This is a genomic window from Pseudomonas sp. FP215, from assembly GCF_030687795.1.
Classification (GTDB): domain Bacteria; phylum Pseudomonadota; class Gammaproteobacteria; order Pseudomonadales; family Pseudomonadaceae; genus Aquipseudomonas; species Aquipseudomonas salmasensis.
Map to the genome: position 1 here is coordinate 94,943 of NZ_CP117447.1, position 14,250 is coordinate 109,192.

Consider the following 14,250-nt stretch of genomic DNA (forward strand, 5'->3'; position numbering starts at 1 on the left):
GTCGTTTCTGCCAGCCCCGTTATCATTCGCCCCATCTTTCGGGGGACTTATCTGATGCTCAATGGCCTGTGGCTTGGCTTCTTTGTCGTGGCAATGGTGTCAGCACTGGCGCAATGGCTGGTGGGCGGTAATGCAGGGATCTTCGCGGCGATGGTCGAAAGCATTTTCGCCATGGCCAAATTGTCGGTGGAAGTCATGGTGCTGCTGTTCGGTACCCTGACGTTATGGCTGGGCTTTCTGCGGATTGCCGAAAAAGCCGGGATCGTCGATTGGCTGGCCAAGGCCCTCGGCCCGCTGTTTCGCCGCCTGATGCCGGAAGTGCCGGCCGGGCACCCCGCGATCGGTTTGATCACCCTCAACTTTGCCGCCAACGGCCTGGGCCTGGATAACGCCGCAACGCCCATCGGCCTGAAAGCCATGAAGGCGCTGCAAGAGCTCAACCCCATCCCCAATACGGCAACCAACGCTCAGATCCTGTTTCTGGTGCTCAACGCGTCCTCGCTGACGCTGTTGCCGGTGACTATCTTCATGTACCGCGCCCAGCAAGGCGCTGCGGACCCGACGCTGGTGTTCCTGCCGATCCTGCTGGCCACCAGCGCGTCGACCCTGGTGGGCCTGCTGTCGGTGGCAGTCATGCAGCGCCTGCGGCTGTGGGACCCGGTGGTGCTGGCCTATCTGATCCCCGGCGCGTTGCTGCTGGGCGGCTTTATGGCGCTGCTGGCGACCCTGTCCGCCACGGCGCTGGCCGGTTTGTCGTCGATCCTGGGCAACCTCACGCTGTTTGGCCTGATCATGCTATTCCTGGTGATTGGCGCCTTGCGCAAGGTCAAGGTGTACGAGGCCTTTGTCGAAGGCGCCAAGGAAGGCTTCGACGTGGCCAAGAACCTGTTGCCCTATCTGGTGGCGATGCTCTGCGCGGTTGGCGTGTTGCGTGCCTCGGGGGCCTTGGAGTTCGGCCTTGAAGGGATTCGCCATGTGGTGGCCTGGACGGGCCTGGATACGCGCTTTGTCGACGCGCTGCCGACCGCGATGGTCAAGCCGTTCTCTGGCAGTGCAGCGCGGGCGATGCTGATCGAGACCATGCAGACCCAGGGTGTGGATAGCTTCCCAGCGTTGGTGGCGGCGACGATTCAGGGCAGTACGGAAACCACGTTTTATGTGCTGGCGGTGTACTTCGGCTCGGTAGGCATCCAGCGGGCGCGGCACGCGGTGGGGTGTGCGTTGTTCGCGGAGTTTGCTGGTGTAGTGGCGGCTATTTCGGTGTGCTACTGGTTCTTCGGTTAAGCATGAGCCGCACCCCTGTAGGAGCGAGCTTGCTCGCGAAAAACGTTAACGATGACGCGGGGCATCAGGCTCCCCGAGGCGGTCTCAGGTTTTTCGCGAGCAAGCTCGCTCCTACAGGGCGGTGGAATCATTTTTTCGGCGCAGCATTACCCTGTTGTACTACCCAATCCACCACCTGCTTATTCAACTGATCCCCGGCCTGGCCAAAAGCAGCCACCACCGCAGGCACCTTGGCGTCACCCACCGGCTGCCTCACTTCGAAACGACGGCTGGCGATAATCCGTTGATCACGTCCACGCACCAATCGCGCGTCGAGACGAATCACCACCTCCACCGCCTTGCCCCGATACTCGCTCTGAAACGCCTGCAACTGCCCGCCCAGTTCATAGTCGGCTTGCAGGTTGGTCTCGTCAGTGCTCAACAATGTCACGCGCCCGTCGCGCTGGAAGCCATCCAGCAGGCGATTACGCAGCAGCACCGGCGCCGGGTCGCTCCAGCGTGAGTTCGCATAGTTGCTGATCAAGTTGCCATCTGGCACCACGGCGATGCGCGGGCTGTCGAGAAACTCGCTGGTCTGTGGCTTGGTCACGCGCAGCGACCAACTCACCGGCGTGCCTCGGCTGGCCGGTTGGGCGGAAGCCAGGCGGTACACGTCCGAAGGGTCCGGCTTGGGTAGGATCGAGCAGGCGCTGACCAGTGCCAGGGCCATAGGGACGATCATGTGGTAAGCACGCTTCATGGCGTGAACTCCTTGTTCTTATCGCTGCCCAGCAGGTAACCACTGGGGTTGGCTTCCAGGCGGCGAGAGATGGCGCGCAGCGAGCCGAGGGTTTCACGCAGCTCGCGCACGGCTGGTGCCAGTTCGTTGAGGCCCTGCATGCCACTGTTTACCGAGTCCTGGTTATTGGTCAGCAAGGTATTGATGGTGGCGGTGCTTTGCTCCAGGGATTTCATCGCCTGCTCGGCGCTGCCGAAGGCTTGCTTGCCTTGTTCGGTCAGCAAACCATTGGCGCTGCGCATCAGTACGGTGGTTTGCTCGAGCGCCGCGCCGGCCTGTTTGCTCACTTGCATCAATTGCTGCATCACCACCTTGATGTCGCCGCGTTGCTCGGCAATGGCGCCGGTGGTTTGTTGCAGGTTGTCCAGGGTGTTGCTCAGGCGTTCGACGTTTTCCCGCGAGAACAGGTGGTTGGCGTTGTGCAGCAGAAGGTTGACGCTGGTCATCAGGTCGTTGCTGTTATTGAGCAGGCGCGCGATAGGCGATGGCGATGCGATGATTTCCGGCAGGTTGCCGTCCTTGCCCTTGAGCTCCGGGCTCTGCGGGGTGCCGCCACTGAGCTGGATGATCGAGGTACCGGTGATACCGGTCAGGGCCAGTTTGGCTTGGGTGTCTTCCTTGATCGGCGTTTGCCCGGCCAGGCGGATGCGAGCCAGGACGCGGCGCGGGTCCTTGGGGTCCAGGCGCAGGCTGATCACGTCGCCCACCTTGATGCCGCTGTACTGCACCGCACTGCCCTGGGACAGGCCGCTGACCGCCTCGTTGAAGATCACTTCGTAATCCTGGAAGGCGGTATCGACGCTGGACTTGGCCAGCCACAGGCCGAACAGCATCGCGCCGACCACCACAATTACGCTGAACAGTCCGATCATCACATGATGGGCTCGGGTTTCCATGTCATACCTCGTTGAGCGATTGAGCGGCATCCAATGCCGCGCGGCCCCGGGGGCCGTGGAAATATTCGTGAATCCAGGCGTCGTTCGTTTCCGAAACGACATCGATGGCGTCGGCCACCAGCACTTTCTTCTGCGCCAGCACCGCCACACGGTCGGTGATGGTGTACAGCGTGTCGAGGTCGTGGGTGACCAGGAACACACTCAAGCCCAGCGCATCGCGCAGGGTGAGGATCAGTTGGTCGAATTGCGCCGCGCCAATCGGGTCGAGACCGGCGGTAGGTTCGTCCAGGAACAGGATGTCCGGGTCCAAGGCCAGTGCGCGGGCCAGGGCTGCACGCTTGATCATGCCGCCGGATAACGAGGCCGGGTATTTGTCGGCCGCCGACAGCGGCAACCCCGCCAGGGCCAGCTTCACCGCCGCCAAGTGCTCGGCATCGGCGCGGCTGAGGCCGGCGTGCTCGATCAAGGGCAGGGCCACGTTTTCGGTCACCGTCAGCGAGGAAAACAGCGCGCCCTTCTGGAACAGTACGCCAAAGCGGCGCTCTACCAGTGAGCGTTCATGTTCAGGCAGGCTCGGCAGGTTTTTGCCGAACACCCGTACTTCGCCTTCACTGGGGCGACGCAGGCCAACGATGCTGCGCAACAACACGGATTTACCGCTGCCAGAGCCACCCACCACCGCCAGGATCTCGCCCTTGTACAAATCCAGGTCGAGGTTCTCGTGCACGCTTTGGCTGCCAAAGCGATTGCACAGGCCACGCACTTCAATCACCGCCTCAGTGGGCGCGCGGTGTAGACGACTCACCAGCCCATCTCCATGAAAAACATCGCCGCGACCGCATCCAGCACGATCACCACAAAGATCGATTGCACCACGCTCGACGTGGTATGCGCACCGACTGATTCGGCACTGCCGCTGACTTTAAAACCTTCCAGGCAGCCGATGGCCGCGATCAAAAAGGCAAAAATCGGCGCCTTCACCATGCCCACCAGAAAGTGTTGGACGCCAATGTCCGATTGCAGCAGCGAAAGAAACATCGCCGGTGAAATATCCAGGGCCACCGCACACACCACGCCACCGCCGACGATCCCCGAGAGCATCGCCAGGAACGTCAGCATCGGCAACGCCACCAGCAGCGCCAGCACGCGGGGCAATACCAACAGCTCCATGGGGTCCAGGCCCAGGGTGCGGATGGCATCGATTTCTTCGTTGGCCTTCATGGAGCCGATTTGCGCGGTGAACGCACTGGCTGTACGCCCGGCGATGAGGATTGCGGTAAGCAACACGCCGAATTCGCGCAGGAAGGAGAACGCCACCAGGTCCACGGTAAAGATCGTCGCGCCGAAGCTCTTGAGCACGGTGGCGCCGAGGAAGGCCACGACGGCGCCCACCAGAAAGGTCAGCAGCGCGACAATAGGCGCCGCATCCAGGCCCGTCTGTTCGATGTGGGCGACCATGGGCGTCAGGCGCCAGCGCTTGGGCCGCCAAATGCCGCGGGCGAAGGTTTCGAGGATCAGGCCGATAAAGCCCAGCAGCTTCATTGCGTCTTGCCAGACCGTGTCTACTGCGCGGCCGATGCGGGCCAAGACTTGAATGCCGGCGGCCTCTTCCGGCTCTTTGATCGGTACGCAAAAGTCATTCAGGGAGCGGTAGACGGTCTTGAGCAGTGCCCGGTCGGCGGCTGCCAGGGTGCAATCGGTCTGTTCGGCAGAGTGTTCGATGCGCGCAGGGCCCAGCAATTCCACCAGCAACGAGGCGCCGGCGGTATCCAGCGCACCGAGGCCGTTGAGGTCAATGCGGGCGCCGGCGTCGTATTGGCCGTCGAGCGTGGCCGACAGCTTCTTCAGGTGGGCGTAGTGGGCCAGCGTCCAGTCGCCGGTAATCCGTAGCGAAGGCGGGGTGCTGGACGTATCAAGATGGGCCGCGCCGGCCGTCGTGCGAGTGGTCATAAGCTCCGAGCTTGTTTGGCTATCCACAATTGCTACGTAATAGCACGATCCGGCTTACTTTGGGTTGTCCGCTTGTGCTGTGTCTATCACCTTGAAGCGCAGAACGCCGATGACTTGCCCGTCTTCGGTGAGCACCTGCACCTGCCAGCGCCCTACGGCGTCACCCGGAAAGTTCTGCTTGTGGGTCCAGGCGCGATAGCCTTCCTTGCGCCCACCGTGGATGTCCAGGGCAATGCGGTCGACTTCCTGGCCGTTGAATTTCCACACATGGTAGATCCGCTCATCCAGCCCGCGTGGCGCATTGATCGCGGTGTACGCATACAGCCCACCGCTGCGCAGTTGGGCGGCGGTGACTTGCTTGAGGTCGTCGCCCGGCGTGCGGTCTTGCAGTTGGGTGCTGATGGCGACTTCGGTCATCCACAGGGTGGCGGGCGGTACCCAACTGCGCAGGAACCAGCCGGCGCAGCCGATGGCGGCCGTTACCCCCAGCAGCATCGCCCAGCCCTTGAGGCTGCGCAGCGGCAGGCTGACGGCCAGGCTTGGAATCGACAGGGCCATCGCCACGCCCAACGCCAGTTTGTAACTCTGGGCGGTGGTCAGGTGCATGATGATCGGCAGTGCGGTGAGCAGCGCGGCGAACAGGGTCAGGGTGTGCAGGGCCAGGAACAGCGAGCGTTTGGGCGCCAGCCACTTGTAGTACAGCGGGTCGATGATCGACACCAGCGCCGCCGCGCCGAGCAGGCCGGTAAACAGCGATTGGCCGCTGTTCCAGGCGGTGGTGACAAAAAAGAAAGGCAGGACGAAAAACAGACTTTCCTGGTGGATCATCTGGGTGGCGTAGCGCAGCAGCGGTTCAGGGATCTCGCGATTGAAAACCTTGGTGAACAGTTGCGTAAAGCTGTTCTCCAGCATCAGCCACAACCAGCTCACCAGCATGATCACCGCGATCCAACTGGCCATGCCCTGCTGGCGGTCTACCAGAATGAAGCTGCCCACCCCCGAGATGAAACCGCCGAGTGCAATCACCCCTGGGTAGCGCTTGATCAGTTCTATAACGCGCTGGATAAGGGGCGGCAAGTTCGGCATGGGCGGTTCACTGGTTGTGGGAAAAATCTCAGACAGAATAACGCCTTAGCCCGATATTCTGTGCGTCATTACTCAACAGGTTTGCGATAAAGCCTCAGGCCGATCAAACCGATGATGATCAGGCCCAGCACGCCCGCGCCGATCCAGGTCAAGGCGTCATAACTCAGCAGCGGTTTTTCGATGCGCCAGTAGCCCGGCTGCTGGAACGCTTCGCGCATGGCCTGGTTGGTTTGCGCCAGGCTCACGGCCTTGATGCGTTTGACCGGGTCGCTGAAACGCCCGTTGCTGTAGTCACCGGCAGCACTCCAGTAATAGTCGGCCAGCGCACTGTTGCCCTGCACCGCCCAAGCCTGGCGGGCAATAGCGGCCTGTTGCAGGCGCGTAAATACTGCTGGGTCGAGGCCGTCCTTGAGCAGTTGGGCCTTGAGGTCTTGCAAAACTTGCTCGGCTTCAGGGAGGTTTTCGCGCTCAAGGTCGGCATTCAGGCTGAGGAATCCAACGCCGCCGAGCACTTCGCGTTCTACCCATGGGCCGTAGGACAAACCGTGCTTGAGGCGCAGCTGCCGGTACAGCGCCCAGTCGAGGTAGTCCTTGAGCAGGTTGTAGGTTTCATCATGCTGGTCGTCCAGCACAGGCTCGGGGAACAACCAGTGCAGCTTGGCGCCATCACCCACCCAGCCGCGGATCAGGTCGCGATGGCTGGCGGCGGTATGCTGGATTTCGGGTAGGGGGCGATGCTCGCTCGGCTCCACGGGGTCGAGTTGCCCATAGGTGCGTTCCAGGTAGGCGGGCAGCAGTTTGTCGAGATCGCCGACGACGATCAGGGTCATGTTGTTCGGCGCGTACCATGCTTTGCGCAGCTTCTCCAACTGGTCGCGGGTCAGGTGGCTGACCTCGGCGCGTTCGGCGCACTTGAGGCCCAATTCCACGGCCAATTGGTTGCTGGCGCTGTGACCGAGGTCTTGGCGATCCAGCAGGCGTTGCAAGTGTGAATAATGGCCGCCGTCTTCGCGCTCCACCACTTGCTTGGCGGCATTGATATGGGCGTCGGTCAGTTGCGTGCGCGTGAGGATTGCCAGCAGCAGGTCCAGCACCTTGCGTTGGTTCTGCGCGGGCGCCTCGATCACGAAGGTGGTGTCGGCGTTGCTGGTGTAGGCGTTCCACTCGCCGCCCAGGGCTTGCATGCGGTCTTCGAGGTCGCCTTCGCCGCCGCCGTCGATACCGCTGAACAGCAAGTGCTCGAACAAGTGCGGCAGTTCTTTTTCTTCGCAACCGAAGTCGTCCAGGCCCACCCCAACCACCAGGCGAATAGCCACGTGCCCACGCTCGGTGCCCGGTTTGAGCAACAGTTGCAGACCGTTGGGCAAGGTGTAGCCCTCGACTTGCAGGCGGTCAAAGGCAAAGGTGTGGGCCGAGCCCAAGAGCAGGCAGGCGAGTAACAGGCGACGCATAACAAGCTTCCTGGCGAATGAGGTCCATTGTTAACTGACTTCGCTCGCGGGCGTACGTTCAGGGCGAATGGGTGATGTCGGCAATACTTTCGGCGGAGAGCGCGCCGGTGTCGGACGTTTCCAACACTACATAAGCACTGCTGCAAAACAACGAGTTCAAGCGTTTCATGTCGGCAATCAGCTCCAAGTGCAGGGAACTGGTTTCCAGGCTCTGCACGATCTTGCGCTGCAGGCGGCTGACATGGGCGTGGGCCAGACGGCGTTCCTGGGCGCGGAAGCGGCGCTTTTCTCGCAGTAATTGGCGGGCGCTTTCCGGGTCGCCGCTGAGAAACACCGACAGGCCCAGGCGCAGGTTGGCGATCAACTGGCTGTGCAGGCCGCTGAGTTCTTCCAGGCCCACTTCGGAAAATTGCCGGCGCTGCGAGGTCTTCTGTTGCTGGACCTTGCGCAGCATGCGTTCGATCAGGTCACCCGCCAATTTCAAGTTGATCGACAGCTCGATGATCTCGGCCCAGCGGCGGTTGTCTTGTTCACTCAGGTCTTCCCGAGGCATTTGCGCCAGGTAGAGTTTGATCGCGCTGTAGAGCGCTTCGACGTCATCGCTCAGGCTGCGCATTGCTTGGGTAACGGCGGTTTGGTTGCCGCGCAGCACTTCCTGCATCGAAGTGAGCATATTGTCGATCAAGTCACCCAGGCGCAGGGTTTCGCGGGCGGCGTTCGCCAGGGCCAGGCTTGGGGTATTCAATGAGGCCAGGTCCAGATGGCGTGGCTTGGCCTTGCCATTGGTTTCGGGGCGTTCCGGCAGCAGCCATTCGCACAGGCGTGCCATGGGCCCGATGGTGGGTAACAGGATCAGGCAGCGGCTGACGTTGTAGAGCAGGTGGAAGGTGATGACCATGCCCTGAACGCTGTAGTCCAGGCCGTCCATCCAGCCCACGAGTGGGTCAAGCACTGGAATGATCAGCAACAGACCGATCAATTTGTACAACAGGCTGCCCAGGGCCACTTGGCGACCGGCAGTGTTTTGCATGCTGGTACTGAGAAAGGCCAGCACCCCGCTGCCGATGTTGGCGCCGATCACCAGGCCGATGGCCACGTGCAAGCCGATCACGCCGGCACCGGCCAGGGTGGAAGTGAGCAATACCGCAGCGAGGCTGGAGTAGGAAATCATGGCGAACAGCGCGCCGACCAGGGCGTCCAGCAAGATATCGCCGGTCAGCGAAGCGAAGATGACTTTCACGCCCTGGGCATGGGTAATGGGCCCGGCCGCTTCGACGATCAATTGCAGGGCGAGGATGATCAGGCCCAGGCCGATTCCGACCCGGCCCAACTGCCCTGCCCGCGTCTGCTTGCGCGACAGGAAGAAAATCACCCCGAGGAAGATCAGCAGCGGCGACAGCCAGGACAAATCGAACGTCAGCACCCGCGCCATCAAGGCCGTACCGACGTCGGCGCCTAGCATGGTGGCCAAGGCCGGCGTGAGGCTCATCAGCCCTTGGCCGACAAACGAAGTCACCAGCATCGCGGTGGCGTTACTGCTTTGCACCATGGCCGTCACCAGGATACCGGCGACAAATGCCAGCCAGCGCTTGGACATGTTCTGCCCGATGACTTGGCGCAAATTAGAACCGTAGACCCGCAGGATGCCGGTTCGGACGATATGCGTGCCCCAGATAAGCAGGGTCACGGCGGAAAGCAGATTGAGCAAGGTCAGCATGCTCGGCCCCCCGTGTGGGTGCGCTCCAAAAGGAGCGAAGGAAAGTTACCGCGTGCCGCTCTACGTCTTGTACCTAAGCTGTAGTTGGCGAATGGGCTCTGCGCCAGCATCGCATAGCTAAACTTGGGATTGAAACAAAACTGTCATGAAGATCGTTCCCCACGCTCGGCGTGGGAACGCATCCTGTGACGCTCTGCGTCACTTTGCGGACGCGGAGCGTCCGAGAGGGCATTCCCACGCGGAGCGTGGGAACGATCACTCGCGGGTCAAATTTACTGACCCGGAATGTCCTTGCGCAGTTTCACTGGGTCCTGCTGTTTCTTCTTTTTCGCGATGGCGGTACGCATCTTGATGTTCACCGCTTCCACCGCCAGCGAGAACGCCATGGCGAAGTAGACGTAGCCTTTTGGCACGTGTACGTCGAAAGATTCAGCGATCAGCACGGTACCCACTACCAGCAGGAACGACAGCGCCAGCATTTTCAGCGACGGGTGCTTGTCGATGAACTCGCTGATCGTGCCGGCAGCCAGCATCATCACCAATACCGCAACGACGATGGCGGCAACCATCACCGGCACGTGGGAAACCATGCCAACAGCGGTAATCACCGAGTCCAGAGAGAACACGATGTCGATGATGGCGATCTGGATAATGGTGTAGATGAATTTGCCACCGGCGCCTTTGGGCTCGTCCTGGGTTTCATCTTCACCTTCCAGGGCGTGGTACATCTCCTGGGAGCTTTTCCACAGCAGGAACAGACCACCGAAGAACAGGATCAGGTCGCGACCGGAGATGCCCTGGCCAAACACCACGAACAGGTCGGCGGTCAGTTGCATGACCCAGGTGATCGACAGCAGCAACAGGATGCGCGTGACCATGGCCAACGCCAGGCCGAAGATCCGAGTGCGTGCCTGCATATGCTTGGGCATGCGGCTGACCAGGATCGAAATCATGATGATGTTATCGATGCCCAGGACGATCTCAAGGGCCGTCAGGGTGAAGAAGGCAATCCAGATTTCCGGATTGGTCAGCCATTCCATGTGTATTCCTTTGAGCAAGTGTTAACCGCGCAAGCTGTAGCGCCGCGCGGTGAGTGAGTCGGTACGATTATAGAGTGCTGAACAGCGGAAAAATCCCCATCAGCAATGCGGCGAACATTATGCACAGGCACACCAGCACTGCCCACTTGAGCGTGAAGCGCTGGTGATCGCCGAATTCGATACCCGCCAGGGCAACCAGCAAGTACGTCGAGGGTACCAGTGGGCTCAGCAAATGCACGGGTTGCCCGACGATCGACGCCCGCGCCATTTCCACCGCGGTGATGCCGTAATGGCTGGCGGCTTCGGCCAGTACCGGCAGTACGCCGTAGTAGAACGCATCGTTGGACATGAAGAAGGTGAACGGCATGCTCACCAGCGCGGTGATCACCGCCAGGTAAGGGCCCATGGCTTCGGGGATGACTGCCAGCAGGCTCTTGGACATGGCGTCGACCATGCCGGTGCCCGACAGGATGCCCGTGAAGATACCGGCGGCGAAGATCAAGCCCACCACCGCCAATACGCTGCCGGCGTGGGCCGCGACGCGGTCCTTCTGCTGCTGCAGGCACGGGTAGTTGACGATCATGGCGATACTGAACGCCACCATGAACAGCACCGGCAGCGGCAACAGGCCGGCAATCAAGGTGCACATCAACGCCAGGGTCAGGGCGCCGTTGAACCAGATCAGTTTTGGACGGCGGGCGTCGGGGAATTGCGACACGCTGATTTCGCTGTGGTCGATCTCGTCGCCCTGCAGGTGCAATTCACCCAGGCGTGCACGCTCGCGCTTGCCGTACATGTAGGCAATCACCAGGATCGCCACCACACCGGCGGCCATGGCCGGGATCATCGGTACGAAGATGTCCGACGGGTCTACATGCAGCGCACTGGCGGCGCGCGCGGTCGGGCCGCCCCAGGGGGTCATGTTCATCACGCCACCGGCGAGAATGATCAGGCCGGCCATGATCCGTGGGCTCATGCCGATGCGCTGGTACAGCGGCAGCATGGCCGCGACGCAGATCATGTAGGTGGTGGCGCCGTCACCGTCCAGAGATACCACCAGGGCCAGCACGGCGGTGCCGACTGACACCTTGAGCGGGTCGCCCTTGACCATCTTGAGGATCTGGCGCACTGCCGGGTCGAACAGGCCGGAGTCGATCATCAAGGCAAAATAGAGGATGGCGAACATCAGCATCACGCCGGTCGGCGCAAGCTTGGTGATGCCTTCGAGCATCATCGGGCCGATCTTCGGTGCGAAACCGCCGAACAGCGCGAACAGGATCGGCACGATGATCAAGGCGATCAGCGCGGACAGGCGCTTGGTCATGATCAGGAACATGAACGTGATGACCATGGCAAAGCCAAGGAAAGTCAGCATAGGAATACTCCAGGCGTAGCGCGGCTAGGGAATGGCGGACCGAGTGGCGGTCAGCGCAGAACGAAAGGCACGAGGCGTACGGGTGGAGTTGGAGCGAACAGGCGGGTACGAGCGGACATCGGGAATCACCATTGTTGTTGTTAACAGCCGGTCTGTTGCCGGCAGTGGGGGCGATCCTAGACGGGGAAGCTTTCAGCCAGCTTTCGCTGAGAAAACAGCTGATGAAGGGCAGGTGCCAGTCTTCAGGTTCTTGTTCTTGTAGGAGCGAGCTTGCTCGCGAAAAACGTCAACGATAACGCGCGCTTTCTGAATAAACGCGGCGCCTGTGAGTTTTTCGCGAGCAAGCTCGCTCCTACAAGGGCAAGCCAGCTTACACAGTGGTGTTCAGGGTAGTTCCAGGCCGCCGGCGGCTTTGTGCAAGGCTCGCAAATGCTCACCCACCTGTTTGAGGTTGGCCTCACAGGCGGCAATCTCGGCGGCGCGAGACGGATCGAGCAGCGCCCTCACCTCTTTATCCAGCTCGCCGGTCAACGACTGCAACTGTTTCTGGCGTTCGGCGCTTTCTGATTCCAGGCGCTTGGCTTCCGAAGGTTGCGGCAGGCCATAACCCCCACTGTCCAGTAACTCGGCTGGGCGGCTGAGGAAGCCGCTGTTGGCGAGAATTTGCTGCAGCGTGTTGTTGGCTTTCTCCATGCCGCCGTTTTTCAGTTCGCGGGCATTGAGATAGCGTTGTTTGACCTCGTCCTGAGCGAGCATCAGCTGTTTGCGATAGCTGGCCTGCTCCAGCAGCAACAGCGCGGCGCTGGTACGCAGGTCGGCCTGGCTGAACCATTGGCGACGCGCTTGCGCATCCAGGGACAACCAGTCTTCGACCTGGGTCTGCTTGATCGGCAGTTGCTTGCGCAACACATCGAACATGGCCTGGTAGCGCTCGCGGAACGAGTCGAAGTGATACCCCAGGCGCAAGGCTTCGCGCTTGTCGTTCAATACGCTGGTGTCGGCCAGGCCGCGGGCGCTGAGCACTTCCAGCAAGCCGTTGGGGGTGATGTTGTCCAGGCCGGTCAATTGCGGGTTGGCGCTGCCACTGCGCAACAGTTTCAGGCTTTCGACCGCACAGTTGTTGGAGATAAAAAAGTAGTTGCCGTCATAGCTCCAGTGCATCTCAGCCGCATGTTCGACGGTGTCGTTGATTTCCTGGCGGCTGAGCTTCAGCGGCACCGATGCCAGGCCACGCAGTTCGGTCTTGGTGTACTCATCAATGACCTGGGCCAACGGCAGGACGAACAGCCGCGACGGGTATTTGCCCACCAGGCCATCCCAGCTCGACAGCTGAACGTCACCGACGAAGGCGCGGTAAGACAAGACCAGGTGCCGGTCCAGATCCAGCCGACAATCCGGGCCACGTGGGCGGCCCGGGGCGCAAATCACCAGGCGCAACATGCTATGGCCCCAACGGCTCACCAGGTTCTGGTTGGCTTCGGCCAGCAGGTAGTCGATTTCATACACGCGTTCCGGATCGATCTGGCCCAGGGGCGTCTTGGCGAAATCGTTGCCTGCGTTCAGGAAGGCATAGGTGCTGGCGCAGGTGTCCTGTTCGGGCGGGGCCCAGCCGAAGTGGTCCTTGTAATAACGGAACAGCGCGGGGCGGCGACAGGCGTAGCTGGGGTCCAGGAGGAAGTACTCCATGTTGACCGCGACGAATTCCAGCGGGCTGGTGGTTTCGTAGATGTCCGGGCTGCGCACCACCTGATGGTTGTGCTGCTCACGCTCGCCGCGCCGACCCACATATTGTGGCCAGCCGGCAAGGTCCAGCAGGCGCGGGTCGTCACTGAGGGTAAAGCGGCGGTCGTTCTGGCCACGGCACTGGTCGGGCAAACCGATCAAGCCGGTGATGTTGTTCTGACGGCTGCAGCGCTGGATCAGCGTGCGCTCGTCCTTGGACCACAGGCGCGCACGGTCGTAGATGTGGGTCAGTTCATGCAGCACGGTGGCGAGCATTTCCCGGCGCACAGTGCCGTGGGGGCGATTGGTTTTCTGGGTGGCGGCGCTGCCGTCAGTCAGGCTGGCGAGCAGGTTCTGGTTGAGGTCCAACTCGGACACCAGGGACGCCTGGCCGTAAGCGTTTTCAGGCATCTTGTCGGTCCAGCCGACATCGATACGTCGATCCAGCTGCTCGACAAAGCGCGGCGGCAATGAACGTAGCGCTTCATCGAGCAATGCCTGGCTGGCCTGCTGTTCCGCCGGGCTCAAGCCTTCGGTCTTGAGCCGCAGTTGCAGGCCGGCCTGGGCTGTACTTGCGCACAGCAGCACGGCCCCGGCCAGGAGCCAGGTTTTGAGGCGCCTCACAGAGCGAGGATAGCTTCTGCGAGGGTCTGGTCGCTGGCATCACGGGCTTCTGGCACGCGGGTGCGAAGGGTATCGAACGCGGCTTCCAGCTGGGCGCCACGGATCTCGCCATTGGTGGCGACGAAACTGGCGGCGTCATCGTGGGCTTCGCGCACGATCTTGGAGTCGCGGATGGAGGTGGTGGTGTCCGAGGTGAAATCAATGGTGCGTGCCGAAGCCCGCACGACGATGTTGCTGGTGGCCTTCAAGGTTTGCGCCTGGGCGACATCAGCCAAAAACAGCAGGCCGAGGGCGGCGACGATCAGCGGGCTACGCATGGGGTGACTC

Annotated in this window: 12 protein-coding genes and 1 pseudogene; 2 read left to right on the forward strand and 11 right to left on the reverse strand. The window is 61.4% G+C overall.

Features of this window, described 5'->3' with window-relative positions:
* Nucleotides 1-54 precede the first annotated feature (54 nt).
* Both PSH76_RS00460 and PSH76_RS00465 read left to right on the forward strand, forming a co-directional pair.
* Nucleotides 55-1,284: a nucleoside recognition domain-containing protein gene (locus PSH76_RS00460; RefSeq protein WP_032894295.1), complete on the forward strand. Its 1,230-nt coding sequence runs from the start codon at nucleotides 55-57 to the stop codon at nucleotides 1,282-1,284.
* 2 nt (nucleotides 1,285-1,286) lie between these two features.
* Nucleotides 1,287-1,400 (forward strand): annotated as a pseudogene (locus PSH76_RS00465) (outer membrane lipoprotein carrier protein LolA); the annotation flags it as partial.
* A gap of 11 nt (nucleotides 1,401-1,411) precedes the next feature.
* Here PSH76_RS00465 and lptE read toward each other — a convergent pair.
* The 11 genes from lptE to PSH76_RS00520 all read right to left on the reverse strand — a co-directional run bounded on the left by lptE (nucleotide 1,412) and on the right by PSH76_RS00520 (nucleotide 14,240).
* Entirely contained in the window at nucleotides 1,412-2,023 is a 612-nt protein-coding gene (gene lptE / locus PSH76_RS00470) for an LPS assembly lipoprotein LptE (RefSeq protein WP_305493422.1), read from the reverse strand.
* Entirely contained in the window at nucleotides 2,020-2,958 is a 939-nt protein-coding gene (locus tag PSH76_RS00475; RefSeq protein WP_305493423.1) for an MlaD family protein, read from the reverse strand. The genes lptE and PSH76_RS00475 overlap by 4 nt, the downstream gene beginning before the upstream one ends.
* A 1-nt stretch (nucleotide 2,959) precedes the next feature.
* Nucleotides 2,960-3,763 (reverse strand): ABC transporter ATP-binding protein, encoded by an 804-nt coding sequence (locus PSH76_RS00480; RefSeq protein ID WP_003187395.1) that lies wholly within the window; start codon nucleotides 3,761-3,763, stop codon nucleotides 2,960-2,962.
* Entirely contained in the window at nucleotides 3,760-4,908 is a 1,149-nt protein-coding gene (locus tag PSH76_RS00485) for an ABC transporter permease (RefSeq protein ID WP_034129245.1), read from the reverse strand. The genes PSH76_RS00480 and PSH76_RS00485 overlap by 4 nt, the downstream gene beginning before the upstream one ends.
* Nucleotides 4,909-4,962: 54 nt before the next feature.
* Nucleotides 4,963-5,994 carry a DUF5924 family protein gene (locus PSH76_RS00490; protein ID WP_032894283.1) on the reverse strand — a complete coding sequence of 344 codons (1,032 nt, stop codon included), beginning with the start codon at nucleotides 5,992-5,994 and terminating at the stop codon, nucleotides 4,963-4,965.
* 68 nt (nucleotides 5,995-6,062) lie between these two features.
* Nucleotides 6,063-7,445, reverse strand: a complete 1,383-nt coding sequence (locus PSH76_RS00495; RefSeq protein WP_305493424.1) for a pitrilysin family protein — start codon at nucleotides 7,443-7,445, stop codon at nucleotides 6,063-6,065.
* A 58-nt stretch (nucleotides 7,446-7,503) separates the two neighbouring features.
* Nucleotides 7,504-9,162 carry a Na/Pi cotransporter family protein gene (locus tag PSH76_RS00500; protein ID WP_305493425.1) on the reverse strand — a complete coding sequence of 553 codons (1,659 nt, stop codon included), beginning with the start codon at nucleotides 9,160-9,162 and terminating at the stop codon, nucleotides 7,504-7,506.
* Between the two features lie 272 nt (nucleotides 9,163-9,434).
* Entirely contained in the window at nucleotides 9,435-10,202 is a 768-nt protein-coding gene (locus PSH76_RS00505) for a TerC family protein (RefSeq protein WP_003187403.1), read from the reverse strand.
* A 67-nt stretch (nucleotides 10,203-10,269) separates the two neighbouring features.
* Nucleotides 10,270-11,577 (reverse strand): CitMHS family transporter, encoded by a 1,308-nt coding sequence (locus PSH76_RS00510; RefSeq protein WP_305493426.1) that lies wholly within the window; start codon nucleotides 11,575-11,577, stop codon nucleotides 10,270-10,272.
* A gap of 384 nt (nucleotides 11,578-11,961) precedes the next feature.
* The gene (locus PSH76_RS00515; RefSeq protein WP_305493427.1) at nucleotides 11,962-13,923 is read right to left on the reverse strand and encodes a DUF4105 domain-containing protein; all 1,962 of its coding nucleotides are present in this window, start codon (nucleotides 13,921-13,923) and stop codon (nucleotides 11,962-11,964) included.
* The gene (locus PSH76_RS00520; RefSeq protein WP_003187408.1) at nucleotides 13,920-14,240 is read right to left on the reverse strand and encodes a DUF2388 domain-containing protein; all 321 of its coding nucleotides are present in this window, start codon (nucleotides 14,238-14,240) and stop codon (nucleotides 13,920-13,922) included. Before PSH76_RS00520 ends, PSH76_RS00515 begins: the two co-directional genes overlap by 4 nt.
* Nucleotides 14,241-14,250 lie beyond the last annotated feature (10 nt).

Coding starts and splice junctions, on each gene's coding strand:
- PSH76_RS00460 (WP_032894295.1), top strand. CDS start 55: ATGCTCAATGGCCTGTGGCTTGGCTTCTTTGTCGTGGCAATGGTGTCA.
- lptE (WP_305493422.1), bottom strand. CDS start 2,023: ATGAAGCGTGCTTACCACATGATCGTCCCTATGGCCCTGGCACTGGTC.
- PSH76_RS00475 (WP_305493423.1), bottom strand. CDS start 2,958: ATGGAAACCCGAGCCCATCATGTGATGATCGGACTGTTCAGCGTAATT.
- PSH76_RS00485 (WP_034129245.1), bottom strand. CDS start 4,908: ATGACCACTCGCACGACGGCCGGCGCGGCCCATCTTGATACGTCCAGC.
- PSH76_RS00490 (WP_032894283.1), bottom strand. CDS start 5,994: ATGCCGAACTTGCCGCCCCTTATCCAGCGCGTTATAGAACTGATCAAG.
- PSH76_RS00495 (WP_305493424.1), bottom strand. CDS start 7,445: ATGCGTCGCCTGTTACTCGCCTGCCTGCTCTTGGGCTCGGCCCACACC.
- PSH76_RS00500 (WP_305493425.1), bottom strand. CDS start 9,162: ATGCTGACCTTGCTCAATCTGCTTTCCGCCGTGACCCTGCTTATCTGG.
- PSH76_RS00505 (WP_003187403.1), bottom strand. CDS start 10,202: ATGGAATGGCTGACCAATCCGGAAATCTGGATTGCCTTCTTCACCCTG.
- PSH76_RS00510 (WP_305493426.1), bottom strand. CDS start 11,577: ATGCTGACTTTCCTTGGCTTTGCCATGGTCATCACGTTCATGTTCCTG.
- PSH76_RS00520 (WP_003187408.1), bottom strand. CDS start 14,240: ATGCGTAGCCCGCTGATCGTCGCCGCCCTCGGCCTGCTGTTTTTGGCT.